The sequence below is a fragment of the Pseudomonas rhizozeae genome (genome assembly GCF_031583775.1).
Taxonomy (GTDB): Bacteria; Pseudomonadota; Gammaproteobacteria; order Pseudomonadales; family Pseudomonadaceae; genus Aquipseudomonas.
The window spans coordinates 130,875-155,996 of record NZ_JAVLSB010000059.1 but is presented as its reverse complement, the minus strand read 5'-3'; the positions used below and the strand labels follow the sequence as shown (position 1 = coordinate 155,996).

29 protein-coding genes are annotated in these 25,122 nt (G+C 60.4%); 13 read left to right on the top strand and 16 right to left on the bottom strand.

Annotated features, from left to right (window positions below; translation table 11 throughout):
• Positions 1-66 precede the first annotated feature (66 nt).
• Entirely contained in the window at positions 67-723 is a 657-nt protein-coding gene (locus RG836_RS21080; protein WP_310849193.1) for a thiopurine S-methyltransferase, read from the bottom strand.
• A 102-nt stretch (positions 724-825) separates the two neighbouring features.
• On the opposite strand from RG836_RS21080, the gene RG836_RS21075 reads away from it, so the two are divergent.
• On the top strand, positions 826-1,593 hold the full coding sequence (locus RG836_RS21075; protein WP_310849192.1) for a DODA-type extradiol aromatic ring-opening family dioxygenase: 768 nt from the start codon (positions 826-828) through the stop codon (positions 1,591-1,593).
• Positions 1,594-1,731: 138 nt separating this feature from the next.
• On the opposite strand, the gene RG836_RS21070 is transcribed toward RG836_RS21075, so the two are convergent.
• Complete coding sequence (locus RG836_RS21070) at positions 1,732-3,405, bottom strand: DEAD/DEAH box helicase (RefSeq protein ID WP_310849190.1); 1,674 nt, start codon at positions 3,403-3,405, stop codon at positions 1,732-1,734.
• Between the two features lie 423 nt (positions 3,406-3,828).
• Here RG836_RS21070 and RG836_RS21065 point away from each other — a divergent pair, with 423 nt between their 5' ends.
• Complete coding sequence (locus RG836_RS21065; protein WP_310849188.1) at positions 3,829-4,632, top strand: crotonase/enoyl-CoA hydratase family protein; 804 nt, start codon at positions 3,829-3,831, stop codon at positions 4,630-4,632.
• A 199-nt stretch (positions 4,633-4,831) separates the two neighbouring features.
• Here the strand turns inward: RG836_RS21065 and RG836_RS21060 are convergent, their stop codons facing one another.
• Positions 4,832-5,587, bottom strand: a complete 756-nt coding sequence (locus RG836_RS21060) for a spermidine synthase (protein ID WP_310849186.1) — start codon at positions 5,585-5,587, stop codon at positions 4,832-4,834.
• 149 nt (positions 5,588-5,736) lie between these two features.
• On the opposite strand from RG836_RS21060, the gene RG836_RS21055 reads away from it, so the two are divergent.
• Entirely contained in the window at positions 5,737-7,083 is a 1,347-nt protein-coding gene (locus RG836_RS21055) for a class II 3-deoxy-7-phosphoheptulonate synthase (RefSeq protein WP_310849184.1), read from the top strand.
• A gap of 98 nt (positions 7,084-7,181) precedes the next feature.
• Here the strand turns inward: RG836_RS21055 and RG836_RS21050 are convergent, their stop codons facing one another.
• Positions 7,182-8,417 carry a winged helix-turn-helix domain-containing protein gene (locus RG836_RS21050; protein ID WP_310849182.1) on the bottom strand — a complete coding sequence of 412 codons (1,236 nt, stop codon included), beginning with the start codon at positions 8,415-8,417 and terminating at the stop codon, positions 7,182-7,184.
• Positions 8,418-8,474: 57 nt separating this feature from the next.
• Positions 8,475-8,696: a DUF1127 domain-containing protein gene (locus RG836_RS21045; RefSeq protein WP_310849342.1), complete on the bottom strand. Its 222-nt coding sequence runs from the start codon at positions 8,694-8,696 to the stop codon at positions 8,475-8,477.
• 97 nt (positions 8,697-8,793) lie between these two features.
• Here RG836_RS21045 and RG836_RS21040 point away from each other — a divergent pair, with 97 nt between their 5' ends.
• Positions 8,794-9,648: a LysR substrate-binding domain-containing protein gene (locus RG836_RS21040; RefSeq protein ID WP_310849341.1), complete on the top strand. Its 855-nt coding sequence runs from the start codon at positions 8,794-8,796 to the stop codon at positions 9,646-9,648.
• On the opposite strand, the gene RG836_RS21035 is transcribed toward RG836_RS21040, so the two are convergent.
• On the bottom strand, positions 9,638-10,348 hold the full coding sequence (locus RG836_RS21035) for a sulfite exporter TauE/SafE family protein (protein WP_409078100.1): 711 nt from the start codon (positions 10,346-10,348) through the stop codon (positions 9,638-9,640). The two genes, RG836_RS21040 and RG836_RS21035, sit on opposite strands and share 11 nt — an antisense overlap.
• A gap of 144 nt (positions 10,349-10,492) precedes the next feature.
• Here RG836_RS21035 and RG836_RS21030 point away from each other — a divergent pair, with 144 nt between their 5' ends.
• From RG836_RS21030 to RG836_RS21015, 4 genes are all read left to right on the top strand, one after another.
• Positions 10,493-11,446, top strand: a complete 954-nt coding sequence (locus RG836_RS21030) for a LysR family transcriptional regulator (protein WP_310849178.1) — start codon at positions 10,493-10,495, stop codon at positions 11,444-11,446.
• Between the two features lie 69 nt (positions 11,447-11,515).
• Positions 11,516-11,977, top strand: coding sequence for a MarR family winged helix-turn-helix transcriptional regulator (locus RG836_RS21025; protein ID WP_310849176.1), 462 nt, complete (start codon positions 11,516-11,518; stop codon positions 11,975-11,977).
• A gap of 312 nt (positions 11,978-12,289) precedes the next feature.
• Positions 12,290-12,709, top strand: coding sequence for an organic hydroperoxide resistance protein (locus RG836_RS21020; protein ID WP_310849174.1), 420 nt, complete (start codon positions 12,290-12,292; stop codon positions 12,707-12,709).
• Positions 12,710-12,748: 39 nt separating this feature from the next.
• Positions 12,749-13,759 carry an alpha/beta hydrolase gene (locus RG836_RS21015; RefSeq protein ID WP_310849173.1) on the top strand — a complete coding sequence of 337 codons (1,011 nt, stop codon included), beginning with the start codon at positions 12,749-12,751 and terminating at the stop codon, positions 13,757-13,759.
• A 154-nt stretch (positions 13,760-13,913) separates the two neighbouring features.
• Here the strand turns inward: RG836_RS21015 and RG836_RS21010 are convergent, their stop codons facing one another.
• The gene (locus RG836_RS21010) at positions 13,914-14,483 is read right to left on the bottom strand and encodes an elongation factor P (RefSeq protein ID WP_002554550.1); all 570 of its coding nucleotides are present in this window, start codon (positions 14,481-14,483) and stop codon (positions 13,914-13,916) included.
• 48 nt (positions 14,484-14,531) lie between these two features.
• Positions 14,532-15,674, bottom strand: a complete 1,143-nt coding sequence (gene earP, locus RG836_RS21005; RefSeq protein WP_310849167.1) for an elongation factor P maturation arginine rhamnosyltransferase EarP — start codon at positions 15,672-15,674, stop codon at positions 14,532-14,534.
• 122 nt (positions 15,675-15,796) lie between these two features.
• Here earP and RG836_RS21000 point away from each other — a divergent pair, with 122 nt between their 5' ends.
• Together RG836_RS21000 and RG836_RS20995 are read left to right on the top strand one after the other, a co-directional pair.
• Entirely contained in the window at positions 15,797-16,204 is a 408-nt protein-coding gene (locus tag RG836_RS21000) for a hypothetical protein (protein WP_310849165.1), read from the top strand.
• Between the two features lie 2 nt (positions 16,205-16,206).
• The gene (locus tag RG836_RS20995) at positions 16,207-16,689 is read left to right on the top strand and encodes a GreA/GreB family elongation factor (protein ID WP_310849164.1); all 483 of its coding nucleotides are present in this window, start codon (positions 16,207-16,209) and stop codon (positions 16,687-16,689) included.
• A 7-nt stretch (positions 16,690-16,696) separates the two neighbouring features.
• On the opposite strand, the gene cysB is transcribed toward RG836_RS20995, so the two are convergent.
• The 5 genes from cysB to RG836_RS20970 all read right to left on the bottom strand — a co-directional run bounded on the left by cysB (position 16,697) and on the right by RG836_RS20970 (position 20,647).
• Positions 16,697-17,671, bottom strand: a complete 975-nt coding sequence (gene cysB, locus RG836_RS20990) for an HTH-type transcriptional regulator CysB (RefSeq protein WP_310849162.1) — start codon at positions 17,669-17,671, stop codon at positions 16,697-16,699.
• Between the two features lie 114 nt (positions 17,672-17,785).
• Positions 17,786-18,286, bottom strand: coding sequence for a universal stress protein (locus tag RG836_RS20985; protein ID WP_310849159.1), 501 nt, complete (start codon positions 18,284-18,286; stop codon positions 17,786-17,788).
• A 92-nt stretch (positions 18,287-18,378) separates the two neighbouring features.
• Positions 18,379-19,284 carry a 5'-nucleotidase gene (locus tag RG836_RS20980; RefSeq protein ID WP_310849157.1) on the bottom strand — a complete coding sequence of 302 codons (906 nt, stop codon included), beginning with the start codon at positions 19,282-19,284 and terminating at the stop codon, positions 18,379-18,381.
• A gap of 23 nt (positions 19,285-19,307) precedes the next feature.
• Positions 19,308-20,264 carry a putative 2-dehydropantoate 2-reductase gene (locus tag RG836_RS20975; RefSeq protein ID WP_310849156.1) on the bottom strand — a complete coding sequence of 319 codons (957 nt, stop codon included), beginning with the start codon at positions 20,262-20,264 and terminating at the stop codon, positions 19,308-19,310.
• Positions 20,261-20,647 carry a thioredoxin family protein gene (locus RG836_RS20970; RefSeq protein ID WP_310849154.1) on the bottom strand — a complete coding sequence of 129 codons (387 nt, stop codon included), beginning with the start codon at positions 20,645-20,647 and terminating at the stop codon, positions 20,261-20,263. Before RG836_RS20970 ends, RG836_RS20975 begins: the two co-directional genes overlap by 4 nt.
• Here RG836_RS20970 and RG836_RS20965 point away from each other — a divergent pair.
• A complete protein-coding gene (locus RG836_RS20965) occupies positions 20,646-21,089 on the top strand; it encodes a PilZ domain-containing protein (RefSeq protein WP_310849152.1) in 444 nt (147 codons plus the stop codon). The two genes, RG836_RS20970 and RG836_RS20965, sit on opposite strands and share 2 nt — an antisense overlap.
• 130 nt (positions 21,090-21,219) lie before the next feature.
• A complete protein-coding gene (locus RG836_RS20960) occupies positions 21,220-22,296 on the top strand; it encodes a 3-deoxy-7-phosphoheptulonate synthase (protein WP_310849151.1) in 1,077 nt (358 codons plus the stop codon).
• A 79-nt stretch (positions 22,297-22,375) separates the two neighbouring features.
• Here the strand turns inward: RG836_RS20960 and RG836_RS20955 are convergent, their stop codons facing one another.
• Positions 22,376-22,657 carry a GNAT family N-acetyltransferase gene (locus RG836_RS20955; protein ID WP_003183779.1) on the bottom strand — a complete coding sequence of 94 codons (282 nt, stop codon included), beginning with the start codon at positions 22,655-22,657 and terminating at the stop codon, positions 22,376-22,378.
• A gap of 625 nt (positions 22,658-23,282) precedes the next feature.
• Here RG836_RS20955 and oprI point away from each other — a divergent pair.
• Positions 23,283-23,534 (top strand): outer membrane lipoprotei OprI, encoded by a 252-nt coding sequence (gene oprI, locus RG836_RS20950; protein ID WP_002553018.1) that lies wholly within the window; start codon positions 23,283-23,285, stop codon positions 23,532-23,534.
• A 125-nt stretch (positions 23,535-23,659) separates the two neighbouring features.
• Here oprI and RG836_RS20945 read toward each other — a convergent pair whose 3' ends face one another.
• Together RG836_RS20945 and RG836_RS20940 are read right to left on the bottom strand one after the other, a co-directional pair.
• A complete protein-coding gene (locus tag RG836_RS20945) occupies positions 23,660-24,634 on the bottom strand; it encodes a L,D-transpeptidase family protein (protein WP_310849146.1) in 975 nt (324 codons plus the stop codon).
• Between the two features lie 141 nt (positions 24,635-24,775).
• Positions 24,776-25,069, bottom strand: a complete 294-nt coding sequence (locus RG836_RS20940; RefSeq protein WP_047527147.1) for a hypothetical protein — start codon at positions 25,067-25,069, stop codon at positions 24,776-24,778.
• Positions 25,070-25,122 lie beyond the last annotated feature (53 nt).

The following is a 25,122-nucleotide window of genomic DNA, read 5'->3' as shown; positions in this document are numbered from 1 at the left end:
GACTGCGCTAAAAGAGAAGGCCCGCAGATGCGGGCCTTTTTTTGTCTGGCGGGTGGCGCGGGCCGATTACCGACCGGAAAGCCGATACACCCGCTCCTCCAATCGCGTCACTCCCGCCTCGGCAAATTTCCAGCTTTCGCCCAGCACATCCTGATCCTCCAGAATCTTTAACGACCAGGCACTGCCAAACAATCGCTGCACTTCATCATCGAGCACGGCAAACGGCGGTCCGTCCTTTTGCGTCTGGTCGTAATCCAGGGTGATCAACAGTCCGCAAGCGTCTTTGGGCAGAATCCGGTTCAGGTGCGCCGCGTACTGCTCGCGCATCTTCGACGGCAAGGCGATAAGCGCCGCGCGGTCGTACAGGCCGGCGCAATCGGCGACGTCACCGGCGGTCAATTCGAAGAAATCACCACACCACAGCTCGATGGAACCGGCGCGGTAGACCTTGAATGGCCCCTGTTCACTGACGTAGGGATCAAGCTGATGCTCGCTGAAGAAATCTTCCACGGCCTTTTCCGACAGCTCGACGCCCAATATCTCGTGACCACAGCGGGCCAGCCACAGCAGGTCGAGCGTCTTGCCGCATAACGGCACTAGCACGCGCGCGCCCTCTTCCAGCGCCAGTTGCGGCCAGAACCGTTGCAGATAGGGATTCACTTGCGGCAGATGGAAGCCGATCTGATTCGACGCCCAGCGCTTGTGCCAAAATTCCGGCTGCATATTTAATCCCAAAAATTCGATCAAAAGACCCTAAAACTTATATTAGATTTAGATCAATGATCTGACTGAAGATGGTGCCATCTTAACGCTCAGGAACCCTTTATGTTTCCCAGCCTGTTTATTTCTCATGGTTCACCTATGTTGGCCCTCGAACCCGGCGAGAGCGGCCCAGCCCTGAAACGCCTGGCGAACGAGCTACCGAGGCCTAAAGCCATTGTGATGGTCTCCGCGCATTGGGAAAGTCGGGAGCTGCTGGTCAGTGGGAATCCACACCCTGAAACCTGGCACGACTTCGGTGGCTTCCCGCCGGCGCTGTTCGCCGTGCAATACCCGGCGCCCGGCGATCCGCAACTGGCCAGCGAAGTGGTTGAGTTACTCAAGGCCAGCGACTTGCCGGCGCGCATTGACACTCGCCGGCCATTCGATCACGGAGTATGGGTGCCCCTGTCGCTGATGTACCCCGAGGCCGACATCCCGATCGTGCAGGTGTCACTGCCGAGCCAGGCCGGCCCTGCCCTGCAAACCCGCGTCGGTCATGCCTTGGCCAGTCTGCGCGAACAAGGTGTGTTGCTGGTGGGTTCCGGGAGCATTACTCATAACCTGCGGGAGCTGGACTGGCGCGCCGGCCCGGAAAGCGTCGAACCTTGGGCCCAGGCCTTCCGCGACTGGATGATCGACAAACTGGCGGCCGGCGATGAAATCGCACTGCACGACTACCGTCGCCAGGCACCGAACGCGGTGCGCAGCCATCCGACTGACGAGCATTTGTTGCCGTTGTACTTCGCCCGTGGCGCTGGGGGCGAGTTCAGCGTGGCGCACACGGGGTTCACCATGGGCGCGCTGGGTATGGATATTTATCGCTTTGGCTGACAGTTGGACCGAGGTGCGGCGTTCGCGAGCAGGCTCGCTCCCACAAGGTCTCGGGAGAATTCAAGCACCGTTAGCAGGCAAAAAAAATCCCCGAACCAGTCGGGGATTTTTTATGGGCGATCAATCAGCGCAAGCGGATCAATCTTCGCGGTAGCGACGCAGCTTCAACTGCTTACCGGCAACGCGAGTGTCCTTCAGTTTGGTCAGGAGTTTTTCCAGACCGTCTTCCGGCAGCTCGACCAGGCTGAAGCTGTCGCGCACCTGGATGCGGCCGATGGCTTCGCGGGCCAGGCCGCCTTCGTTGAGGATCGCGCCGAGCAGGTTTTTCGCGGCGATACCGTCACGCGCGCCCAGCGCGGTACGGCAACGGGCACGACCTTCGGCCAACGGGATCGGCGCACGACGCTCACGATCACCACGGTCCGGACGGTCGCCGGTACGCTCAGGACGGTCGCCACGGGGTGCGTTGTTCGGCACCAGTGGACGCTCTTTCTCGATCGCCGCCAGGGTCAGGGCCTGACCGTTGGTGGCTTTGCGCAACAGCGCAGCCGCCAGGGCACGTGGGGTGCAACCGATATCAGCGGTCAGACGATCCAGCAGGTCACCGTGGGTCGACTCGGCATCAGCGACCAGCGGCGACAGGCTGTTGGTCAATTTCTTGATGCGGGCATCGAGAACGGCTTGGGCGTCCGGCAGGCGCACTTCGGCGACTTTCTGACCCGTTACACGTTCGATGACTTGCAGCATGCGACGCTCACGCGGCGTTACCAGCAGCAGCGCGCGGCCTTCGCGACCGGCACGGCCGGTACGGCCAATACGGTGCACGTAGGATTCCGGATCGTAAGGCATGTCCACGTTGAACACGTGGGTGATACGCGGAACGTCCAGGCCACGGGCGGCAACGTCAGTGGCCACAACGATATCCAGACGGCCATCCTTGAGCGAGTCGATCACGCGCTCACGCTGGTTCTGGGCGATGTCACCGTTCAGCGCAGCGGCTTTATAGCCTTTGGCTTCCAGGGCACTGGCCAGGTCCAGGGTTGCTTGTTTGGTGCGCACGAACATGATCAGGGCGTCGAAATCTTCCACTTCCAGCAAGCTGAGAACGGCCGAAGTCTTCTGGTCAGCGTGAACCAACAGGTGAGCCTGTTCGATCGCGGTAACGGTCTGGGTCTTGGTCTGGATCTTCACGTGTTGCGGATCGCGCAGGTGGCGTTCGGCAATGGCGCGGATCGACTGTGGCAGGGTCGCCGAGAACAGCACGGTCTGACGGGTCGCTGGCAGTGCCTTGAAGATCACTTCCAGGTCGTCCATGAAACCGAGCTTGAGCATTTCGTCCGCTTCGTCGAGAACCAGGTGGTTCACGGTCGACAGGACTTTTTCGTCACGACGCAGGTGGTCGCACAGGCGACCCGGGGTGGCGACGACGATTTGTGCGCCGTTGCGGATGGCTTTCAGTTGCGGGCCCATCGGCGCGCCGCCGTAGACGGCCACAACGGTCACGCCTGGCATTTGCTTGGCGTAGGTTTCAAAAGCGGTTGCTACTTGCAGCGCCAACTCACGGGTTGGCGCCAGGATCAGGGCTTGCGGCTCGCGCTTGGCAGGATCGATGCAATGCAGGATAGGCAGGGCGAACGCAGCGGTTTTACCCGTACCGGTTTGCGCCTGACCAATCATGTCCTGGCCGGCCATGATGATCGGGATCGATTGCTGCTGAATAGCCGAAGGTTCTTCGTAGCCGGTTGCGGCGACGGCTGCAAGAATGTTCGGATTAAGATTAAAAGCGGCGAAGCCGCCGGTTTCCTGGGTCATGGGTCTGCCTCTAAGTGCATCCGCAAAGACCCATGCTCCAAAGCTGCGCATGCCGTGTAAGACTCAAGAGTCGCCCTGGCTGCTTTGTCGGCGGGGATTTGCGAAAACGAATGAATGAAAAGAGTCGTCTAGGAAGAGCCCGCTATGCGGACGTGCAGCCGAAGCTGACTTCGGGGAATTGCGCTACCTGAACGCGGCCTGGCTAAAGACCGGCGCGCACTATACCGGAATTCGCCCAAAAAGGGAGCTTTATTTGTCGGAAACCAGCCACGTAAGCACGCTTGTCACAGGCTTTGCGGATAACGGCGGATAGGTCTATTTTGCACAGGCCCGCCCCAGCGGGTTGATGGCGCTTAAACGATTCACCTTGCATAACCCTGTCTCTTCACTCGAGTCCACCTTCCCCTCCGAGGAAATGCCCCAATGAATCAGCCCGCTCCCCGCGCCACAGCCAGCCAGGTCACTCGAGAGCGCCAGGGCCACGTCCTGTTGATTGGCCTGGATCGGGTGGCCAAGCGCAACGCTTTCGATATCGCTCTGCTCAACGACCTCAGCCTGGCCTACGGCGAGTTCGAGGCCGACAGCGAACTACGGGTGGCGGTGGTGTTCGGGCACGGTGAGCATTTTACCGCCGGGCTCGATCTGGTCAGCGTCGGCGCCGCGCTGGCCGAAGGCTGGCAAGTCCCCGTTGGCGGCTGCGATCCCTGGGGCGTGTTCGCCGGCCCGCGGGTGAGCAAACCGGTGATCGTCGCCGCCCAGGGGTATTGCCTGACCATCGGCATCGAATTGATGCTCGCGGCGGACATCAACCTGTGCGCCAGCAACACCCGCTTCGCGCAGAAGGAGGTGCAACGCGGCATCTTCCCCTTCGGCGGCGCGACCTTGCGCCTGCACCAGATTGCCGGTTGGGGCAATGCGATGCGCTGGTTGCTGACCGGCGATGAGTTCGACGCCCATGAGGCGCTGCATTTGGGGCTGGTGCAAGAAGTGATGGCCAGCGAAGACTTGCTGCCACGGGCAATGGAGCTGGCGCAACGCATTGCACGGCAGGCGCCGCTGGGAGTGCAGGCGACATTAATGTCGGCGCGCCAGGCCCGTTATGAAGGCGAGACTGCGGCGGCCCAGGGCTTGCCGCCGCTGGTGAAGAAGTTGCTGGCCAGCGAGGATGCCAAGGAAGGGGTCAGGTCGATGGTGGAGCGGCGGCCCGGGGTGTTCAAAGGGCTCTGATTCATGCGTTGGCAGTCAGGCCGCCTTCGCGGGCGAGCCCGCTCCCACAGGGACCGCGTTTCAAGGCAGAGGTAAGCTTGCTTCGGGTTTTTGGGGCTGCTGCGCAGCCCAGCGGGTGCAAGCTCCCTCGCCACAAAAAGCCCGCCAGCCAGAATATCCACGTCACGCCATGAGCGCGCTCGCCGCGGAAGCCAAGTCATCACGTCGCCGGGCGAATCGCTTTGATCAGCGACTGCAACGAGTACCCCAACCGTGGCGCCAAGGCTTCGGCGCGGGCGGTCAGGCCCGGCAGGTCGAGTTCCTGATCCAGCTCCGACGGCACGATCAGGATCACATTGCCCTCCTTCACCGGCAGTTCCCAATAATGACGGTGGTACAAACCGCGTAACAGCGCCGCGCCCAGCGGCTTGCCGTCATCCGTGGCCCATTGGTTGATCACCAGCCAGCCACCGGGATTAAGGCGCTTCTGGCAGTTTTCCAGAAAACCCCAGGCGAGATGCCCGACACCCGGACCGACGTCGGTGTACAGGTCGACGAAAATCAGGTCGGCCGGCTCGGCGGTCTCCAGCAGTTCCAGCGCATCACCGACGCGGATGTACAGCCGCGGATCATCGTCCAGGCCGAGGTATTCGATGGCCAGGCGCGGCACGTCCGGGCGCAATTCGATGGCTTCGACATCTTCCAGCGGCAGGAACTTCAGACACGCCTGGGTCAGAGTGCCAGCGCCGAGACCAAGAAACAGCGCACTCTCCGGCTGTTCATGGCACAGCGCACCGATCAGCATCGCGCGGGTGTAATCGTATTCCAGCCAGCTCGGATCGGCGGTGAACACGCAGCTCTGCTCGATGGCATCGCCGAATTCCAGAAAACGGTAATCGGCCACTTCCAGCACACGGATCATGCCGAATTCGTCGTGCACCTCGGCGAGCAGATGCTCGACGCGCTCCTCAGTCATTTCGTCTCCTGATCGTCACCGGCGCGGCAACGCAATGGTCACCGCACCCGGCGCGGCAAAGGCGCGATTGTCGGCCAAGCAGCGGGAACAGGTCACGCACTAATTGCTGCTAACATGACGGCCCGAGCGTAAAACAACTAGAGACCGTAATGAGCCAACCCTGGAGCCCTGACAGCTGGCGCGCCCTGCCGATCCAGCAACAACCCCACTACCCGGACGCGGCGCATTTGCGCCAGGTCGAGCAAACCCTGGCCAGTTATCCGCCGCTGGTGTTTGCCGGTGAGGCCCGGGAGTTGCGCCGCCAGTTCGCCGAAGTGACCCAGGGCCGCGCGTTCCTGCTGCAGGGCGGCGATTGCGCCGAAAGCTTCGCCGAGTTCTCCGCCGCTAAAATCCGCGACACCTTTAAGGTGTTGCTGCAAATGGCGATCGTCATGACCTTCGCTGCCGGCTGCCCGGTGGTCAAGGTCGGGCGCATGGCCGGGCAGTTTGCCAAGCCCCGCTCCGCGAATGACGAAACCATCGGCGACGTCACCCTGCCGGCCTATCGTGGCGACATCGTCAACGGCATCGGTTTCGATGAAAAAAGCCGCGTGCCCGACCCGGAGCGCTTGCTGCAGTCGTACCACCAGTCCACCGCGACCCTTAACCTGCTGCGCGCCTTCGCCCAGGGCGGTTTTGCCGACCTGCATCAAGTCCATAAGTGGAATCTGGACTTCATCGCCAACTCGGCGCTGGCGGAAAAGTACAGCCACCTGGCCGATCGTATCGATGAAACCCTGGCCTTCATGCGCGCCTGCGGCATGGACAGTTCGCCGCAATTGCGCGAAACCAGTTTCTTCACCGCCCACGAAGCGCTGCTGCTGAACTACGAAGAAGCCTTCGTGCGGCGCGACAGCCTGACCAACGATTACTACGATTGCTCGGCGCACATGCTGTGGATCGGTGATCGCACCCGTCAGTTGGACGGCGCTCACGTCGAATTTTTGCGTGGGGTGAAGAACCCGATCGGGGTAAAAGTCGGCCCGAGCATGAACACTGACGACCTGATTCGCCTGATCGACGTGCTCAACCCGGAAAACGATCCCGGCCGCTTGAACCTGATTGCGCGGATGGGCGCGAACAAGGTCGGCGATCATTTGCCGGCGCTGATCCGCGCGGTGCAGCGCGAGGGCAAGCAGGTGCTGTGGAGCTCCGACCCGATGCACGGCAACACCATCAAGGCCAGCAGTGGCTACAAGACCCGCGATTTCGCGCAGATCCTTGGCGAAGTCAAACAGTTCTTCCAGGTGCACGAGGCCGAAGGCAGCTACGCCGGCGGGATTCACATTGAGATGACCGGCCAGAACGTCACCGAATGCATCGGTGGCGCACGGCCGATCACCGAAGATGGCTTGTCGGACCGCTATCACACCCACTGCGATCCGCGGATGAACGCCGACCAGTCACTGGAACTGGCGTTTTTGATTGCCGAGACGTTGAAGCAGGTTCGGCGCTGAGATTTGGGGGAGCGGTAAGATCCTCTTCGCGAGCAGGCTCGCTCCCACATTGAAATACATTTTCCTGTGGGAGCGAGCCTGCTCGCGATAGCGCCCGCTCAGTCCCCCAAAATCCCCGCCAATGCCGCCACCAATCTCACCCCGCTCACCCGCCCACAATTCACCTGAACCTGCTCTAACCCCAACCAATCTGCCATCCGCCCCAGGTTGACCGCCAACGCCCGCATGCCCTCCTCGTCCAGCCCGGGCTCTTCCTCATGCACCGCATGCACCGCCAGGCGCCCTGCCGCACGCTCGGTGCGCAGGTCGACCCGTGCGGCGATGCGCTCGTTGTGCAGGAACGGCAGCACGTAATAGCCATAAACCCGCTTGTCTTGCGGGGTGTAGATCTCCAGTCGATAGCGGAAATCGAACAGACGCTCAGTGCGGCCGCGTTCCCAGATCAGCGAATCGAAGGGTGAGAGCAAGGCGCTGGTGCTGACTTTGCGCGGCACCACCAGCGACGGCAAGCCGTAGGCAATCTGCGTCCAGCCTTGCACGTTGAAGGTTTGCAACTGACCATCTTCGACCAGCTCCGCCAGACGCGCGCGGCTGTCACCGGGGTTCAGACGAAAGTAATCACGGAAGTCTTTTTCCGTGCCGACCCCCAACGCTGTGGCGGCATGCAGCAATAAACCGCGCTGGGCGCTGGCTTCATCGAGTTCGGGCTGTTGCAGGGCGGAAGCCGGCAACACCCGCTGCGGCAAGTCGTATAACCGCTCGAAACCGCGCCGCCCAGCCACCGTGACTTCACCGGCGGCGAACAACCATTCCAGCGCTGATTTTTCCGCGCTCCAGTCCCACCAGGGCCCGGCCTTGTCTTGACGGGTAGACAAACTCCCGGCGCCCAGGGCACCGCGCTCTTCAACCGAGGCCAATACCCGACGAACCGTGTCTTGGTTCTCGCGGCCGAACCTGGCCAAGTGCTGATAGATGTCCTCGCCGCGACGGGCCCGGGCCATGCGCCAGCGCATCAGCGGATACATCGAAATCGGCAGCAACGAAGCTTCATGGCCCCAGTATTCGAACAAGGTCCGGCGGCGGCCGTGGCTCCAGGCAGCCTGGTCGAGCAGCGTCGGGGAATAGTGGCCAAGGCGCGAGAACAGCGGCAGATAGTGCGAGCGCACCACCGCGTTGACCGAGTCGATTTGCAGGATACCCAGGCGATCGATCAGGCGATTGAGATGCGCCGGTTTGACTTCGCTAATGGGCCGACCATTAAAGCCTTGGGCAGCGAGGGCCAGGCGTCGAGCCTGTTTGAGGGACAGCGAGGATGCGGCAGGCGGTGCGGGCATGGAACGTCTCCTTTCCTGCCCGCAACCTACCTGAATCACTGACAACTTGTGTAGACCTCATTTGTGTATCGGGTCATCCCAGAAGGGTCGAACGGCTTCGTGCTCGACGTCGGCGCGGCTGACGCCAATGTCTTTGAGCGCCTCATCACTCAAACCAGCGAGCAGTTCGCGCTCGCGGTGCAGCTCGTACCAACGACTGAATTTATGCAGCAACGCGCTCAGGGAATGACCGTGTTCTGCGGACTGTTCTGCTAACGCATAATCGTGTTGACCTTTCATCATGTTGCCCTCCGTTGGGGATGGCTCAAGTCTCTGCTCGCGACTAAGATCAATCCAACGAATGTTTCTGATGGTAGACATCTCGGAGATTGATGATTTGTCCAGCTTCCCCAGTATCGACACCGAAGTGCTACGCACCTTCGTCGCGATTGCCGATCAGGGCGGATTTACCCGCGCTGGTGAATTGGTCAACCGCACGCAGTCAGCGGTGAGCATGCAGATGAAACGCTTGGAAGAGGATGTGCTGCAGCGTCAGCTGTTCCAGCGCGATGGCCGGCAGGTCAAGCTCACCGCCGAAGGCCAGGTGTTGCTGGGTTACGCCCGGCGCATCCTCAAGTTGCACAGCGAAGTGTTCAATACCCTGCGCGAGCCGCACATGGTCGGCACGGTGCGCATTGGCACGCCCGACGACTATGTGATGCGGTTTTTACCGGGGATTCTTTCGCGATTCGCGCAGATTTATCCGCTGATTCAGATCGAAGTGCACTGCGAGTCCTCCCGGCAACTGCTACAACGCCAGGACCTCGACCTGTCGATCGTCACTCGCGAGCCGGGCAACGAGATCGGCCAGTTGCTGCGCAAAGAACGGTTTGTCTGGGCCGAAGCGCTGTGCTACAGCCCCCACGAACAGGCGTCGGTGCCGCTGGCGATGTTCAATGACGATTGCTTCTGCCGCGCCTGGGCTTGCAATGCGCTGGACGCCATGGGCCGCGATTATCGGATTGCCTACAACAGCTCCAGCCTCTCGGCCTTGATGGCAGTGGTCAGCGCCGGGCTGGCGGTCACCGCGCAACTGGAAAGCCTGATCACCCCGGACATGCGCATCCTTGGTGAAGCTGAAGGCCTGCCACAATTGCCCGAAGCCAGCATCATGCTGCTGCGCAACCTTAACAAACCGTCGCCGATCACTGAATGCCTGGCCGAGCACATCGTCGAGGGCTTCAAACTTTAAATGCGAGCATCACCGCACAGACCACCAAAAAGCCGCAGAACAACCCGCGCAACGTGCGCTCTGGCAGGGCGTGGGCGGCTTTCACGCCCCAAGTGATGCTGAGCAAACCGCCAATCGCCAGCGGAATGCCGACGTGCCAGTCCACTTGATGGTGAACGCCGTAGGTCACCAGCGTGACGCCGGTACTCGGCAATGCCAGCGCCAGCGACAGGCCCTGCGCCACCACCTGCGTGGTGCCGAACACGCTAGTCAGCACCGGCGTCGCCACCACCGCCCCGCCTACGCCGAACAAACCGCCCATGGTCCCGGACGCCGCACCGAGCACGCCCAGCCAAGGCCAGGGTTGCTTCAACTCAGCGGACGGCGGCGCGCTGGCGATAAACATGCGCGCCACGTTGTAGACCGACAGTGCCACCAGGAACGCAACGAAGCCGATGCGCATGGCCTGAGCGTCGATGCCCACCGCCCAGATCGAACCGAGCCAGGCAAAGATGAATCCCATCACCGCCAGCGGCAGCGCATGGCGCAACTCGATGCGATTGCGCTGATGGTATTTGCGCAGCGCCAGCACCACGTTCGGCACCACCATCACCAGCGCTGTGCCTTGGGCAATCTGCTGATCGAGCCCGACAAACACCCCGAGCAGCGGGATCGCCACCAAACCACCGCCAATCCCGAACAAGCCGCCCAAGGTCCCCATCGCCGCACCGAACAGCAAAAACAACACAGACTCAATCACACCGGACTCCTCACGTAGGCCTTCATGGTACGCAGTCGGCGCTGGTGGGGAAACGCACAGCAGCGCACAATGGCTGTGCCAACTTCGCATAAGCATTGATCACGCATGAACCCCAACCAACTCACCGACCAGCTCGGGCTGTTCCTCGATGTTCTGGAAACCGGCAGCTTTTCCGCCGCGTCCCGCCGTCATCCCCTCACCCCTTCGGCCGTGGCACGGCGTATCGACAGCCTGGAAAACGCCGTCGGCAGCCAATTGTTTATCCGCAGTACCCACGCCGTGACGGCGACACCGGCGGGCCTGGCATTTGCCGAACGGGCCCGCCGAATTGTCACGGAATTGCGCCTGGCGCGGGCCGAAGCGGTGTCGTTGAGCAATGCGCCGGAAGGTTTGATCCGTGTGGACGCGCCCGCCGCGTTCGGGCGACGGCACTTGGCGCCGGTCATCGCCGATTTTCTGGTGCTCTACCCTGGCCTCGACGTGCAACTGCATATGATCGACAGCTTCGTCGACATGCAGGGTTCAAATCTGGGCAAGGTGGACCTGGTGCTGCGCACCGGTATGATCGCCGACACCCGACTGGTGGCCACGCCGCTGGCGAGCATGGTGCGAATCGCCTGCGCCAGCCCGGCTTATCTGCAACAGCGCGGCATTCCAAGCACGCCGCAGCAATTGGCCGAGCACGATGGCCTCGGCTGGGATGGACTGGCGCCACACTTCGCCTGGCGCTTCGAACTCGACGGGCAAATGCAACTGCATCGGCCGCAGCGCATGCGGCTACTCTCTAATAACGCTGAAGCGTTGCTGAGCGGCGCACTGGCGGGCCTGGGTATTGCGCATCTGCCGACCTGGCTGGCCAGCGAGCACCTGCTTCGGGGTGAATTGCTGCCACTGTTTTGCGAGCAGGGTTTGCCCGAACCGGAAACTACTGGCATTTATGCCTTGCGGCTGGGACAAAACACCAATTCGCGCAGCCGTTTGTTGCTGGAATACCTCAAGAGCCGCTTCAGCCCCGTGCCGCCCTGGGATCTGGCGCTACAAAGTACCTTGGGTCGTTGATTCCGAGAATTATCTGGCGCGTTAAAGATTCGACCGCTAGATTCATAGCATCACTATCAAGGCTCCGACATGAACACCACCTGCGACACCCCGGACAACGCTGACGACCTGCTGTTGGATAACCAGGTCTGCTTCGCCCTGCATTCCACGTCACTGATGATGACCAAGGTTTATAAACCGCTGCTGCAAGCGTTAAACCTGACCTATCCGCAGTACTTGGCGATGATGGTGCTGTGGGAAAAGGACGGCATGACGGTCGGAGAAATCAGCACCCGGCTGTTGACCGATCCTGGCTCGTTGACACCTCTGCTCAAACGGCTGGAAGTCGAAGGGCTGCTCAGCCGCACCCGCAGCAAGACCGACGAGCGTGTAGTGATTGTCGAACTCACGCCGCAGGGCCGCGCCTTGCGCGACAAGGCGCGGGGTCTGCCGCAGTGCATCCTCGGCGCCAGCGGCCAAACCCTGGAGCAACTGAAGAAACTGCAAATGGACTTGCAAGAACTGCGCAGTCATCTGCAGGACAGCCTCTAATCCCCCAACACAATTCCCTGCGGGACCGAGCCTGCTCACGAATGCGTTTAGTCGGTTACAGATGCTTTGACTGACACTGCGCTTTCGCGAGCAGGCTCGCTCCCACAAAAATTATCCCCTGCATCAGCTTTGAAACCTTTCTAGATCGGGCTTTTGGCGCCCACCTTCTCGCACCCGCTCGAACTATTTCAAACTTTTTTGAAAATTTATCTTGCGCACTAACTATTGGCGTCGTACATTTACCTCGCAGTCACTTAGCGCGCAAATATTTAGCGCAGACTAACCAACCAATATCCGAACGAGGCCTACACCATGCAAACTCTCTACACCGCAATCGCAACCTCCACTGGCGGCCGTGACGGTCGTTCGATCTCCAACGACGGCATCCTCGACGTCAAACTGGCCACCCCGAAAGAACTCGGCGGTGCTGGCGGCGCGGCCACCAACCCTGAGCAACTGTTCGCCGCGGGCTACTCGGCCTGCTTCATCGGCGCTTTGAAATTCGTCGCCAGCCAAACCAAACGCCAAATCCCGAACGACGCCGCCATCACTGCCCACGTCGGCATCGGCCAGATCCCTGGTGGTTTCGGTCTGGACATCGACCTGCACATCAGCCTGCCAGGCCTGGAACAAGCCGACGCACAAAGCCTGGTCGACGCGGCTCACCAAGTCTGCCCGTACTCGAACGCCACCCGTGGCAACGTTGATGTGCGCCTGCACGTCACTGTTTAAAAACGCCGATAAACGTCCCGAATCAGGAAAACGAAGAACATGAACAGGTTCAGCAAAGTATTGACCGGTACCCTTCTCGCCCTCTCCGTCAGCAGCGCTTTCGCTGAAGGCGTAGAGCATCAGACCCAGGCGTTTCTCGATGCACTGAATGCCGGCACCGGCAAGCCGATCGAGCAACTCTCGCCGCAAGACGCCCGTGCGGTGTTGGTCGGCGCTCAGGCCGGGGTCAAGTTGACCCTGCCGAAAGCGGATGTCAGCGAGAAGACCATCCAGGTCGACGGCCAGCCCCTGAAGCTGACCATCGTCCGCCCGGCCGGGGTCAAGGGTACGTTGCCAGTGTTCATGTTCTTCCACGGCGGGGGTTGGGTGCTGGGTGACTTCCCGACACACGAACGCCTGGTTCGGGATCTGGTGGCTGGCTCCGGTGCGGTGGCGGTGTTCGTCAACTACACCCCTTCGCCGGAAGCGCACTACCCGGTTGCCATCAACCAGGCGTACGCCGCGACCAAATGGGTGGCCGAACACGGCAAAGAGATCAACGTCGACGGCAAGCGCCTGGCCATCGCCGGCAACAGTGTCGGTGGCAACATGGCCGCAGTGGTTGCGCTGATGGCCAAAGACAAAGGCACCCCGGCGATTCGTTATCAGGTGCTGTTGTGGCCGGTGACCGATGCAAGCTTCGAAACCGGTTCGTACAATCAGTTCGCCGAAGGTCACTTCCTCACCAAGAACATGATGAAGTGGTTCTGGGATAACTACACCACCGACGCCAAGCAGCGTAACGAGATCTACGCCTCGCCGCTGCGGGCCACTCCGGAACAGCTCAAAGGCCTGCCGCCTGCGCTGGTCCAGACGGCCGGTGCCGACGTGCTGCGTGATGAAGGCGAAGCCTACGCCCGCAAACTCGACGCTGCCGGGGTTCCGGTGACCGCAGTACGCTACAACGGCCTGATCCACGATTACGGTTTGCTCAACGTGATCAGCCAGGTTCCAGCGGTGCGCTCGGCGATGCTGCAAGCGTCGCAGGAACTGAAGGAACATCTGAAGTAACAGCGCGATTCAATGTAGGAGCGAGCCCGCTCGCGAAGGCGCCAACTGCTTTCGCGAGCAGTCTCGCTCCTACAAGGTCAGCGGTGCTACTCAGATGGCAGACACAAAAAAGCCCGACACTAAGTCGGGCTTTTTCGTACCTGCAAAGCGCTGCTTATTTAGCACGGCCTTTGTAGGAACCGCCTTCGCGGGTATCGATCTCGATCATGTCGCCGATTTCGATGAAGTCAGCCACCGACAGTTCGGTACCGTTCTTCAGTTTGGCAGGCTTCATCACCTTGCCGGAAGTGTCACCGCGAGCGGAACCTTCGGTGTAGTCAACCTGACGCACGATGGTGGTCGGCAGTTCTACGGATACCAGGCGATCTTCGAAGAACACGGCTTCGCAGACGTCGGTCATGCCTTCTTCCACGAATGGCAGAACGCTTTCGATGTCTTCGGCGTTCAGCTCGTACATGGTGTAGTCGGTGGTGTCCATGAACGTGTAGGTGTCGCCGCTGATGAAGGACAGGGTCGCTTCTTTGCGGTCGAGGATCACGTCGTCCAGTTTGTCGTCAGCGCTGTAAACGATCTCGGTCTTGTAACCGGTCAGCAGGTTTTTCAGCTTGGTTTTCATGATCGCGCTGTTACGACCGGACTTGGTGAATTCAGCTTTCTGAACCAGCCAAGGATCGTTTTCGAGACGGATCACGGTACCGGGTTTCAGTTCTTTACCAGTTTTCATTGCGAATATCCGAATTTGGATGGGATTTACAAAAATCTAGGCCGCGTATCATATCCAATTTAGGTAAAACTGCACCAGCGCTGCGGCAAGATCGGCCTGCAAGGCCTGTTCCAGACACCACGCTTCGGCGTGTTCAGCCAATTCCTGATGGTGTTTGCGGCTTTCCAGCCAAGGTCCGGACATGTCCTGCCCGGCATTCCAGGCTCGCCATAGACCGTTGGTCGCCTCTTTCGCCTCCGCAGACAAGCCCCGCGTGTAGAGCGCAAGGAACGCTTCGAGCTTGTCCAGATGAACGTCGTCCTCCTGCTGGTAGATGTGCCACAGCAGCGGCCGTCCCGCCCACTGCGCACGGACGAACGAATCTTCACCGCGCACCGCGTTGAAATCACAACTCCAGAGCAACAGGTCGTACTGATCCTGGCGGACAAAGGGCAGCACTTGCACGGTCAATCGCTGCTGAACATGCAGATCGCCGGCCTCCAACCCTTGAACGCCAAGCCATGTCTGCACATCACCGAGAATCCGCCCTTCCGGCACCAGCACGTGGGTCGGTGTGGCGCCGCTGGCCAAAGTGTCGAACCAACTGGCCAGACCTGCGTTCTCGTAGGCAAACAGTGAGATCAGTTGCGCATCGGGTGCCTGAACAATCCCCAGGCTGTGCAGGAATTGTCGCCGGGCCTGCGGGTCCTGCTGAAATTGCTGACGCCGCTCGAGCAGATTTCCTTCACGCAGCAAGCCACCGGTACCAGCGCGGAAACCCGGGAAGAAAAAGTATTTCTGCACATGCTGGTATTTCACCGAAGGCAGGCCGTGGCAGCCGATCACCCAGTCTTCGGCGCTGAGGTAATCGAGGTTGAGCCACAGCGGGGTGTTCTCGCGACTGGCCATTGCCTCCATATAAGCGCTCGGCAACTGACAGGCAAACGCCGCGATCACCACGTCGGCCGCCGGGGTGGCGATCCACTGCGCCGGCCACTGCCGCACGTCGACGCCTTGCTGCCATTGCTGCTCGCGCCGCACATCGAGTTCCGGACACAGTCGCTCGAAGGCGCGCAGGTCATCGACCCATAGCCGCACCTCGCAATGGTGCTCGGCCACCAGTTGCCGGGCCAGTCGCCAGGTCACGCCGATGTCGCCGAAATTGTCGACCACGGTGCAGAAGATGTCCCAGCGGATTTTCGTCTCAGGCATTGCGGGCTCCAGTCGGCAAGGGGTCAATTGTCCGCATAAAAGCGTTCGCGCAGAAGAGCCGACGGCGATTAATCTTCGTGCGACAATCGCCGCAGCCCGACTCATACCGCCAGGAGGCCGCCGTGCCCTACCGTCCCGCCGCTCGCCGTTCGCTGTCGATCACCGTCAAACCGTTGCAGTTGAGTCTGGGCATTGCGCTTGGCCTGTGGCTGGGTTTCCTGGCGATTGCGTTGACGGCTTGGCTGCTGTCGAAAGCCTTCAGCGCTCAAGTGGTCCCAGTCGCCACCAACGTGCAACAGCTGACGCAACCGCCAGCCATGGCACAACCGGTGCCGGACATCCCGCCGCAAAGCCCATTGTTCGAACAGTACAAGCAGAACCTCAACAAGTACGAACAGCAGCAAGCGCTGGATCAGGCCCGCGGCAATACACGCAACCTGTCCAATCCCAAATGCCAGTTCTGGCTGCAGCAGGACCAGACCGCGCCGAGCGAGAAAAGCCGCGCCAACGTCATGCAGTTCTGCGATTGATCATGAACAAACACGCCGTCCACCAGTTGATTATCGACAAGCTCAAAATTGATCTCGACATCGCCGAGCGCGCCGCGCAAACCGCGTATGAAACTGCGACCCACGAAGAAAACATTGCCGAAAACAAGTACGACACCCTGGGCCTGGAAGCCTCGTACCTGGCGGCCGGCCAGGCCCGGCGCGTGGAGGAAATCCGCCAATCATTGAGCGTGTGCCAGAACCTCACGCTGCGCGCCTATGACGATCAGCGCGGCATCGAAGTCGGGGCATTGCTTGGCCTGGAAGACGAAAACGGTCGTGAGCAGTGGCTGTTTCTGGCACCCGACGCCGCCGGGCTGAAGATCGACATGGTCGGCCAGTCGATTACCGTCATCACCCCGCGCTCACCCTTGGGCAAAAGCCTGTTGGGCAAGTTCGAAGGCGACGAAGTGGAGATTCTGGTGGCGGGGGCTCGGCAACAGTACGCCGTTACCGAGGTGATCTAGGCCGGGCTTAGTGGACCGGCAATTCGACGCCGTCGAACAGCTCTTCCAGTTCCTGCTTGTTGTGGCACTGGATCGCCTTGGCCATGACTTCGCGAGTCAGGTGCGGGGCGAATTTCTCGATGAAGTCGCACATGAAACCGCGCAGGAAGGTGCCGCGACGGAAGCCGATCTTGGTCACGCTGGACTCGAACAGTTCGCTGGCATCGAGCATCACCAGGTCACTATCGAGCTTGGCGTCGACCGCCATTTTCGCCACGATGCCCACGCCCAGACCGAGGCGCACGTAGGTTTTGATCACGTCGGCGTCGGCGGCAGTGAACACCACTTTTGGCGTCAGGCCGCGATGGCTGAAGGCTTCGTCGAGTTTGGAACGGCCGGTGAAACCGAACACGTAGGTCACGATCGGGTATTCGGCCAGGGCTTCTAGGGTCAGCTTCGGCAGCTTGGTCAGCGGGTGACCGTGTGGCACCACCACGCAGCGGTTCCAGCGGTAGCACGGCATCATCACCAGGTCGCCGAACAATTCCAGGGCTTCGGTGGCAATAGCGAAATCGACGGTGCCGTCCGCAGCCATCTCGGCGATCTGCATCGGCGAGCCCTGGTGCATGTGCAACGCGACGTCCGGATATTGCTTGATGAAATTGCTGATCACTGGCGGCAATGCGTAACGCGCCTGAGTATGGGTAGTCGCGATCGACAGGGTGCCTTTCTTCTCGTTGGAGAATTCCTGGGCGATCTGCTTGATGCTTTCAACCTTGCGCAGGATTTCACCGGCGGTGGTGATGATGCGTTCGCCGGCCGGGGTGACGCGGGTCAGGTGCTTGCCGCTGCGCGCGAAAACCTCGACACCCAACTCGTCTTCCAGCAGACGGATCTGCTTGCTGATACCCGGTTGCGAGGTGTACAGGCTTTGGGCGGTAGCAGAAACGTTGAGGTCGTGGTGCGCCACTTCCCAGATGTAGCGCAATTGTTGAAGCTTCATATGAATCCCTCAAAGCAAGGTAGACGCCACGGGCATCAGCGACGGTATATAACTATATTAATGGTTGGGACAATAAATCTAGAACTTTTTTGTCAGAACGCCATTATTCTCGTTTCAGGTGTCGCCATGGCGCCGATGCTGAGTCAGCGGCACCAGGTACACCGGGACTGGCGACAGCTGCAACACTCGCGCAGCGGTCCGGCCCAATGGCGTTTCGCCCCCCGCTCCGTGGCTATGGCTGCCGACGATCAGCAAATCCACGGAAAGTTTTTTGGCTTGTTCCAGAATCACGTGTGACGGATCGCCCTGGATCACCCGTACCGAGGTGATCAGCGCCAGATCCTCCTGCCCTTCCCCCAGCTCTTCACGAAACGTATCGAGCACCCGTTGCTCAATATTGGCCATCACGTTGGTCAGGCCCTGGCTGTGCAGATCGCTCAGGGCCTGTTCATCGAGATAACTTTGCAACACCGATTCGGCGAACAGCCCCATCGGTTCCACCGCATGCACCACGTACAGATCGGCGCCAAACGTGCGGGCCAACGCCAAGGCATGCTGCATCACATACGGCGCATACAAACCGAGGTCGGTGGCGTACAGCATCGAACCAATCATGTGACCTCCTCGCGTGCCAGGATGACCGAGATGGATTCAGCTTAGCAGCGCCTTGAGCAGTACGACGGCACGCAAGACATTGAAGGTTCGACTTAAACTTTTAGCTCGTTGCTTATGCCATGTGGCACGTGACCGGTGGCCACCACCTCCCGAGCCAGCTCGCAGTGCCCGGCCTGATCGTCGAAAAACACGTCGGCGGCGAAGGCTTCGAGAAACGCTGATTTGGTGAGGCCACCGAGAAACAGTGATTCGTCGAGCCGGATGTCCCACTCGCGCAAGGTGCGGATCACCCGTTCGTGGGCCGGCGCCGAACGGGCGGTCACCAGCGCCGTACGGATCGGGCACGCGTCGTCGGGGAACTCACGCTGCAACACATTCAACGCCGCCAGGAAGCCTTTGAACGGCCCACCACGCAACGGCTCGCGGGCCGCTTCGCGCTCACTGGCCTGGAACGCTGCCAGCCCGCCGGATTGATAAACCCGCTCTGACTCGTCGGAGAACAGCACCGCATCACCGTCAAAGGCAATCCGCAGTTCCTCGCTTTCGGCACGACTGGCGCCGCCGGACAAAATGGTGGCCGCGGCAAACCCGGCGTCCAGCGCGCTGCGCACATCCTCGGCATGGGTGGAGAGAAACAGGTCGCAACCAAAAGCCTTGAGGTACGGGTAAGGGCTGCGTCCGCCGACAAACGCCGCGCGGGAAATCGCCAGGCCGTAATGATCGATGGAGTTGAACACGCGCAAACCGGTGTCGGCACTGTTGCGTGACACCAGGATCACCTCGACCCGCGCCCGGCCTAGACGGGCGTTGAGGTTGAGCAATTTCTGCACCAGCGGAAAAGCATCGCCGGGCTGGAGGATTTCGTCTTCGTGTTCGATCTGATATTGCCGGTACGCCTCGACGCCGCTCGACAAATACACCTTGTGGCTTTCGCTCAAGTCGAACAGCGCCCGCGAGGAAATCGCCAGCACCAATTTGTCATCTATCGCATTTGCCATGTCGCATTCCCCAAGTCTGAAGCTCAGCCATTGCGCCGATCGATGAAGCTCAAGGCGTGATACAAGGTTTCGATTCTCGGCAACTCGCAGCCGGCAGCCTTGGCCGCGGCCAGCGGTCGCTCGTAGATAGCGGCCAGTTCCATGGGCCGTCGGTGCAGGAAATCGTGGTACATGCTCGGCCAGTAGTCGGGCATTTTTTCGGTCATCGAGAACAGAAACTGTGCGTAGCCCGGCGGCACGTCATGCCCACAGGCCTGGGCGCCACGCACCACTTCGGCCATCAGGGCCTGGACTGACTCGCGGCTGGCGGCGTCGGCCATCATTTGCGTGGTGCCGGCCTGCAACAATACAGAGAGGCCATTGTAGGGAATGTTCCAAATCAGTTTTTGCCAGCGCGCCTGATGCAGGTTGGGCATGGCCTGGGAATCGATGCCGGCGGCGCGGAACAACCCGGCGCCCTCCTCGACGATCGCCATTTGCGCTTCAACCTCCGCGCTCGGGCCACTGTGGTAGCCGACATTCACCGCGCCCAGCGCCGTGTGCGCGACCAGCCCGGGGCCGGTGCGGTGGACGCCGATCAGGCACAAGCCGCCGAGCAAGTGCAGCGAGTCTGGCAACAGTGGCCGTAACTGATCTTCTACGTCGAGACCGTTTTGCAGCAGCAAGACTTTGGCGCCCGGTGCCGCGGCCCGGATGATTGCCGGTGCGAGGGAGGCGTTGCTGGTGGTTTTGGCACCGACCAATAGCCAGTCGCAGGGCGGCATGTCGTCGGCCCGGGCATAAGCCTGCGCCGGGTGCAGCACCAGCGGCCCATGCAACACGCTGTCGACGTGCAGTCCACGCTCGACCACGGCATTGAATTCACTGCGCAGCAAAAAATGCACATCGAACCCGGCGCGCGCCAGCATCACCCCGTAAAACCCGCCGATCGCCCCGGTCCCGATAATGCCGATTCTCGGCTTGGCAACGCCCCCCATCATGGCAACTCCTCTGCTGTTCGTTGCAGCGCGCGGCGCACGCCGTCGTTCAGGTCGGCGCTGGTGAGCTTCGCGTGCAGCGCCCCGTAGAACTCACCATCGCGCACCACGAACAGTGCCGGCAAGTGAAAGACTTGGTAACGCTGCACCACGCCGCCGTTCTCGGCGGCGTCGATCCAGCACAGACGGTCAACCGCCAGCGGCAAGTGTGGCAATTGCTCGCGGGCGAAACGGCAACTGGCGCAGCCGACACTGGTAAAAACCACCAGTGAAGTGCCACTCATCGCCAATAATCGCTGATCGGCGTCGAAATCGGTCAATTGCGCTTCGGCCACTATACTGGGGGAAACGCTGTCAACTGGGCGACACAGGGAGTCCGTGTTCATGGGACGTTTTCTTCCTCATCCTGACGATGTGCCCGTGGAGCTGACGCTGCTCAAGCATGAATGCATTTCACGGCAACGGCTGCACACTATCAGCCTCGGCGGCATGGCTTGCAATTACCACCGCGCCTGGCGCCATGGCACGGCGCTGGAAGTGCGCATGCCGACGCTCAATCCCGACCTGCGCTACCTCGGCTACGTCGCGTGGTGCCTGCGGCGCAAACGCGGTTACTTGGTGGGCATCGCGTTTGTCGACGAACAGATGCTGTTCACCGCACGCATGGGCGAACAAGTGTGCCAGATCGAACGCTACTGTCGTTTGCATGAAGCCCACCGCGATGTACAGGATGTCCAGGCGATGGCACTGCAATGGGTCCAGCAACACGCCGACGAGTTCTCCCACGACACCGTGCGCAAGGCGTTTGCCCAAGCCCTGCCGGATTAAAAGCCGCGTCGTCATTGCCGAACAACCGGGTAACGCGCTAAGGTTCCGCTCCCCGACGCGCTTAAATCTGCTGTGCTCCGCCGCGCGGGGATCGCTGGCGGCCGGCACCCGTGACCTGACGAGTAACACGATGGCTGATTTACCGATCAACGACCTGAACGTCGCCTCCAACGAGACCCTGATCACTCCCGATCAGCTAAAGCGTGATATCCCATTGAGCGACGCTGCCCTGCGCACCGTTACCAAGGGCCGCGAGGTCATTCGCAATATTCTGGATGGCACCGACCACCGCCTCTTCGTCGTCATCGGGCCTTGCTCGATCCATGACATCAAGGCTGCCCACGAATACGCCGAGCGCCTGAAACTGCTCGCCGCAGAAGTCTCCGATACCTTGTATCTGGTGATGCGCGTGTATTTCGAGAAGCCACGCACCACGGTCGGCTGGAAAGGCCTGATCAACGATCCGTACCTGGACGACTCGTTCAAGATTCAGGATGGCTTGCACATCGGTCGCCAGTTGCTGCTGGACCTGGCCGAAATGGGCCTGCCGACGGCCACCGAAGCGCTCGACCCGATTTCCCCGCAATACTTGCAGGACCTGATCAGCTGGTCGGCGATTGGCGCGCGCACCACCGAATCGCAGACTCACCGGGAAATGGCTTCGGGCCTGTCCTCGGCGGTCGGCTTCAAGAACGGCACCGACGGCGGCCTGACCGTGGCGATCAACGCCTTGCAGTCGGTCTCGAGCCCCCACCGTTTCCTGGGGATCAACCAGGAAGGTGGCGTGTCGATCGTCACCACCAAGGGCAACGCTTACGGCCACGTGGTACTGCGTGGCGGCAACGGTAAGCCGAACTATGACTCGGTCAGCGTCGCGCTCTGCGAGCAAGCGCTGAATAAGGCCAAGATCAAGCCGAACATCATGGTCGATTGCAGCCACGCCAACTCCAACAAGGACCCGGCCCTGCAACCGCTGGTGATGGAAAACGTCGCCAACCAGATCGTTGAAGGCAACCAGTCGATCATCGGCCTGATGGTCGAGAGTCATCTGAACTGGGGCTGCCAGGCTATCCCGAAAGACCTCGCCGACTTGCAATACGGCGTGTCGATCACCGATGCCTGCATCGACTGGTCCGCCACCGAGAACACGCTGCGCAGCATGCACAACAAGCTCAAGAACGTGTTGCCTAACCGCGCTCGCGGTTGATCGGCTCTACCGTGTAAAAAGCGCAACACACAAAAACGCCGGGCTTCAAACCCGGCGTTTTTTTATGCGTTCGATTCATTCATAACTTGGCGGCGTGGCGCTGGTGGCGCTCCATGTAGCGCTCGACGTAGGAGCACGACGGGATCACCGTGTAGCCCATTTCTTCAGCGTACTGTAGCGCCCGTTCGGTCAACGCCGCCGCAATGCCGCGGCCACGCAACGCATTCGGCACGAAAGTGCGATAGATATCCAGGGTCTGTTTACCCAGATCCATATAGGTCAGGTAGGCACGATGACCGTCCACATTGGTCTCGAACTGATGACCAGCCTGGTCATGGTGGATGGACAACGCCTCGCTCATCACTACTCCTCGCGGGTCTTGAATTCTGACCCCTACCTTACCGATGTTTTTCCGGCGAAGGAACATCTACGCCACCCCGTGCCTGAATGGACACCGAGAAGAGCTGCACCGATCTCGCGCTACTAGCACGTCTAAATAGTAGGCACCATTGGCACAAATGCTCAAGGCACGCTCGTCATCAGGTCGACTGGGGCTGACATAACACGTAGAAGTGGCTCGACCGGGAGTTGCCTGGTCGCATGCGTAACATTGCCGGATGTTGAGACTTAAGACGAGCACGCTTTGTTAAAGTCACCTGAACATCAAAAAGATGCGTGACCCTGCCCGCAGAAACCGAACAAAAGTGTAGACGAATCAATATAGACCGACTTTAGTAAACTCTCGAAAAGAGCTGCCTTGATACGGAACTTTTTGCCCGAGAATCGCTCAGGCCGGGGCTCCTGGCTGGATATTTTTTATACAGACGACTGAAAAGTTGCTCGAAAAAGAATCAACGCCTACAATTTTTTTTGCTTCTTGCACTACGTCAGTTTACTTACTACAAGTAATGGGTAGTATGTACGCCGGCTAATTCCTCAATCTGAGGAGATAGCTACTTAATAGAAAGTCCTTGAAGGGGAACACGATGAACAACGTTCTGAAATTCTCTGCTCTGGCTCTGGCCGCAGTTCTGGCTACCGGTTGCAGCAGCGTATCGAAAGAAACCGAAGCCCGTCTGACTGCAACCGAAGACGCAGCAGCTCGCTCCCAGGCTCGTGCAGACGAAGCGTATCGTAAAGCTGATGAAGCTCTGGCTGCTGCTCAAAAAGCGCAACAGACTGCTGACGAAGCCAACGAGCGCGCTCTGCGCATGCTGGACAAAGCTAGCCGCAAATAATAATCCCTTGGGATTGTTATCAAGCCGATCCATCACTGGATCGGCTTTTTTATGGCCGGGACTTTTGTCCTGCGCAAAAAAACCGCCCTGGCTGTTCAGCGAGGGCGGTTTTTTATCGCGCGGACTTATTGCTGCAGATCGACCGGCGCGCTCGACACCATCGGCGCCGTAGCACCGCTCGGCACAGCGATTTCCACCGGCAGGCCATCTTCGGCGGCGACCACGTCGCGCACCACGTCCCAGTTCATGCGCATGTTGCCGGTGATGTCTTCACGCTTGAGCATCGCGTTGATGACCGCGGTGTGCTTGTCGACCACCGACGGGTTGCCATTGTCGTCCAGCGGCGTGTGCGCCTCGAGGTAGACATTACCGCCACTCATACCGAACTTGTACGGGTCGTTGATGATCCGCACCGAGGTGCCGATCGGCGTCATGCTGGCCATTTCCAGCACGTTGTTATTGAACATGCGGAAACAGCCGTGGCTGGTGCGCATGCCGATGCCGAATTTCTTGTTCGATCCGTGGATCAAGTAGCCAGGCGTGGCCAACTGGAACTTGAACGGCCCCAAGGGGTTGTCCGGTCCGGCCGGCACCACATTCGGCAACGGGTCGCCGTCGGCCGCGTGCTCGGCCTTGATCGACGCCGGAGGGGTCCAGGTCGGGTTCGGCACCTTGCCGGTGATCGAGGTGTGAGCGATCGGCGAACCCCAGCCTTCACGACCAATACCCAGCGGGAAGGTGTACACCACGTTCCGGCCTTTCGGGTAGTAGTAGAGGCGATATTCGGCGAGGTTGATCACGATCCCTTCACGCGGGCCCGGCGGCAGGATGAAGCGAGTCGGCAAGACGATCTCGGTACCCTCCCCCGGCAACCAGGCATCGACGCCCGGGTTGGCCGCCAGCATTTCGGTGTAGCCCAGATCGTATTTTGTACCGAGGTCGGCGAAGGTGTCTTCGTACTTGGCCTTGATCACCTGCACCTGGCCGATGATGTCTTCACCGGGTGGCGGCAGAGGCAGCTCCAGAGCTGCGACGGGACCGGCCACACACAGGGCGGCAAGTGACAGGCTGCGGGTGACGGCAGGGAATCGCGGCAACATCCGGTAAATCCTTCGCAGATCGACTGAGGGTATAAAAACGCGATTGTACACTGGCGCCCGCGGCTTCGGGGAGATCGGCAAGCGCAGCAACGATGGATGACGTATGTTTCATGGCCCGGCGATTATTGCGCCAGGGTCGAACTAGAGTTCGAAACGCAATTCCGGCCAGATCGGCGAAGTGCCGCGCTTCTGTGACTCGAGGATCGCCCGGCACAACGAGCACAGGCGCTGATCCTGAAACACCCGGCGATCGACACTCGACCAGCGCGGCTGCGCCGGCAGCAGGCTGCCGCACAAGGTGCGATCGGCCGAGCCACCCAATTCCAGCTGACGCGCCACCAGGTGCACCCGTACTTCCTGGCAGGCGAACAGGTCCAACTGTTCGTCAGGCTCGATCAGTTGATAAGCAAAAAGGGACCAGGCAGGACGCGGCATCGGTGGCTCCAAATCGGGGGCGCCACATTAGCCGAAAGCCTGCCACGAGAAAA

Excerpts from the sequence above, each read along its gene's own strand:
- RG836_RS20940 (WP_047527147.1), bottom strand. The coding sequence starts at position 25,069 with ATGCCGCGTCCTGCCTGGTCCCTTTTTGCTTATCAACTGATCGAGCCT.
- RG836_RS21035 (WP_409078100.1), bottom strand. The coding sequence starts at position 10,348 with ATGGGGACCTTGGGCGGCTTGTTCGGGATTGGCGGTGGTTTGGTGGCG.
- earP (WP_310849167.1), bottom strand. The coding sequence starts at position 15,674 with ATGCCTGAGACGAAAATCCGCTGGGACATCTTCTGCACCGTGGTCGAC.
- RG836_RS20965 (WP_310849152.1), top strand. The coding sequence starts at position 20,646 with ATGGGACGTTTTCTTCCTCATCCTGACGATGTGCCCGTGGAGCTGACG.
- RG836_RS21045 (WP_310849342.1), bottom strand. The coding sequence starts at position 8,696 with ATGAAAGGTCAACACGATTATGCGTTAGCAGAACAGTCCGCAGAACAC.
- RG836_RS21025 (WP_310849176.1), top strand. The coding sequence starts at position 11,516 with ATGAACACCACCTGCGACACCCCGGACAACGCTGACGACCTGCTGTTG.
- oprI (WP_002553018.1), top strand. The coding sequence starts at position 23,283 with ATGAACAACGTTCTGAAATTCTCTGCTCTGGCTCTGGCCGCAGTTCTG.
- RG836_RS21015 (WP_310849173.1), top strand. The coding sequence starts at position 12,749 with ATGAACAGGTTCAGCAAAGTATTGACCGGTACCCTTCTCGCCCTCTCC.
- RG836_RS21030 (WP_310849178.1), top strand. The coding sequence starts at position 10,493 with ATGAACCCCAACCAACTCACCGACCAGCTCGGGCTGTTCCTCGATGTT.
- RG836_RS20945 (WP_310849146.1), bottom strand. The coding sequence starts at position 24,634 with ATGTTGCCGCGATTCCCTGCCGTCACCCGCAGCCTGTCACTTGCCGCC.
- RG836_RS21020 (WP_310849174.1), top strand. The coding sequence starts at position 12,290 with ATGCAAACTCTCTACACCGCAATCGCAACCTCCACTGGCGGCCGTGAC.
- RG836_RS21065 (WP_310849188.1), top strand. The coding sequence starts at position 3,829 with ATGAATCAGCCCGCTCCCCGCGCCACAGCCAGCCAGGTCACTCGAGAG.
- RG836_RS21070 (WP_310849190.1), bottom strand. The coding sequence starts at position 3,405 with ATGACCCAGGAAACCGGCGGCTTCGCCGCTTTTAATCTTAATCCGAAC.
- RG836_RS20970 (WP_310849154.1), bottom strand. The coding sequence starts at position 20,647 with ATGAACACGGACTCCCTGTGTCGCCCAGTTGACAGCGTTTCCCCCAGT.
- RG836_RS21075 (WP_310849192.1), top strand. The coding sequence starts at position 826 with ATGTTTCCCAGCCTGTTTATTTCTCATGGTTCACCTATGTTGGCCCTC.
- RG836_RS21010 (WP_002554550.1), bottom strand. The coding sequence starts at position 14,483 with ATGAAAACTGGTAAAGAACTGAAACCCGGTACCGTGATCCGTCTCGAA.
- RG836_RS20980 (WP_310849157.1), bottom strand. The coding sequence starts at position 19,284 with ATGGCAAATGCGATAGATGACAAATTGGTGCTGGCGATTTCCTCGCGG.
- RG836_RS20985 (WP_310849159.1), bottom strand. The coding sequence starts at position 18,286 with ATGATTGGTTCGATGCTGTACGCCACCGACCTCGGTTTGTATGCGCCG.
- RG836_RS21055 (WP_310849184.1), top strand. The coding sequence starts at position 5,737 with ATGAGCCAACCCTGGAGCCCTGACAGCTGGCGCGCCCTGCCGATCCAG.
- RG836_RS21050 (WP_310849182.1), bottom strand. The coding sequence starts at position 8,417 with ATGCCCGCACCGCCTGCCGCATCCTCGCTGTCCCTCAAACAGGCTCGA.
- RG836_RS21060 (WP_310849186.1), bottom strand. The coding sequence starts at position 5,587 with ATGACTGAGGAGCGCGTCGAGCATCTGCTCGCCGAGGTGCACGACGAA.
- RG836_RS20955 (WP_003183779.1), bottom strand. The coding sequence starts at position 22,657 with ATGAGCGAGGCGTTGTCCATCCACCATGACCAGGCTGGTCATCAGTTC.
- RG836_RS20995 (WP_310849164.1), top strand. The coding sequence starts at position 16,207 with ATGAACAAACACGCCGTCCACCAGTTGATTATCGACAAGCTCAAAATT.
- RG836_RS20975 (WP_310849156.1), bottom strand. The coding sequence starts at position 20,264 with ATGATGGGGGGCGTTGCCAAGCCGAGAATCGGCATTATCGGGACCGGG.
- RG836_RS20960 (WP_310849151.1), top strand. The coding sequence starts at position 21,220 with ATGGCTGATTTACCGATCAACGACCTGAACGTCGCCTCCAACGAGACC.
- RG836_RS21080 (WP_310849193.1), bottom strand. The coding sequence starts at position 723 with ATGCAGCCGGAATTTTGGCACAAGCGCTGGGCGTCGAATCAGATCGGC.
- cysB (WP_310849162.1), bottom strand. The coding sequence starts at position 17,671 with ATGAAGCTTCAACAATTGCGCTACATCTGGGAAGTGGCGCACCACGAC.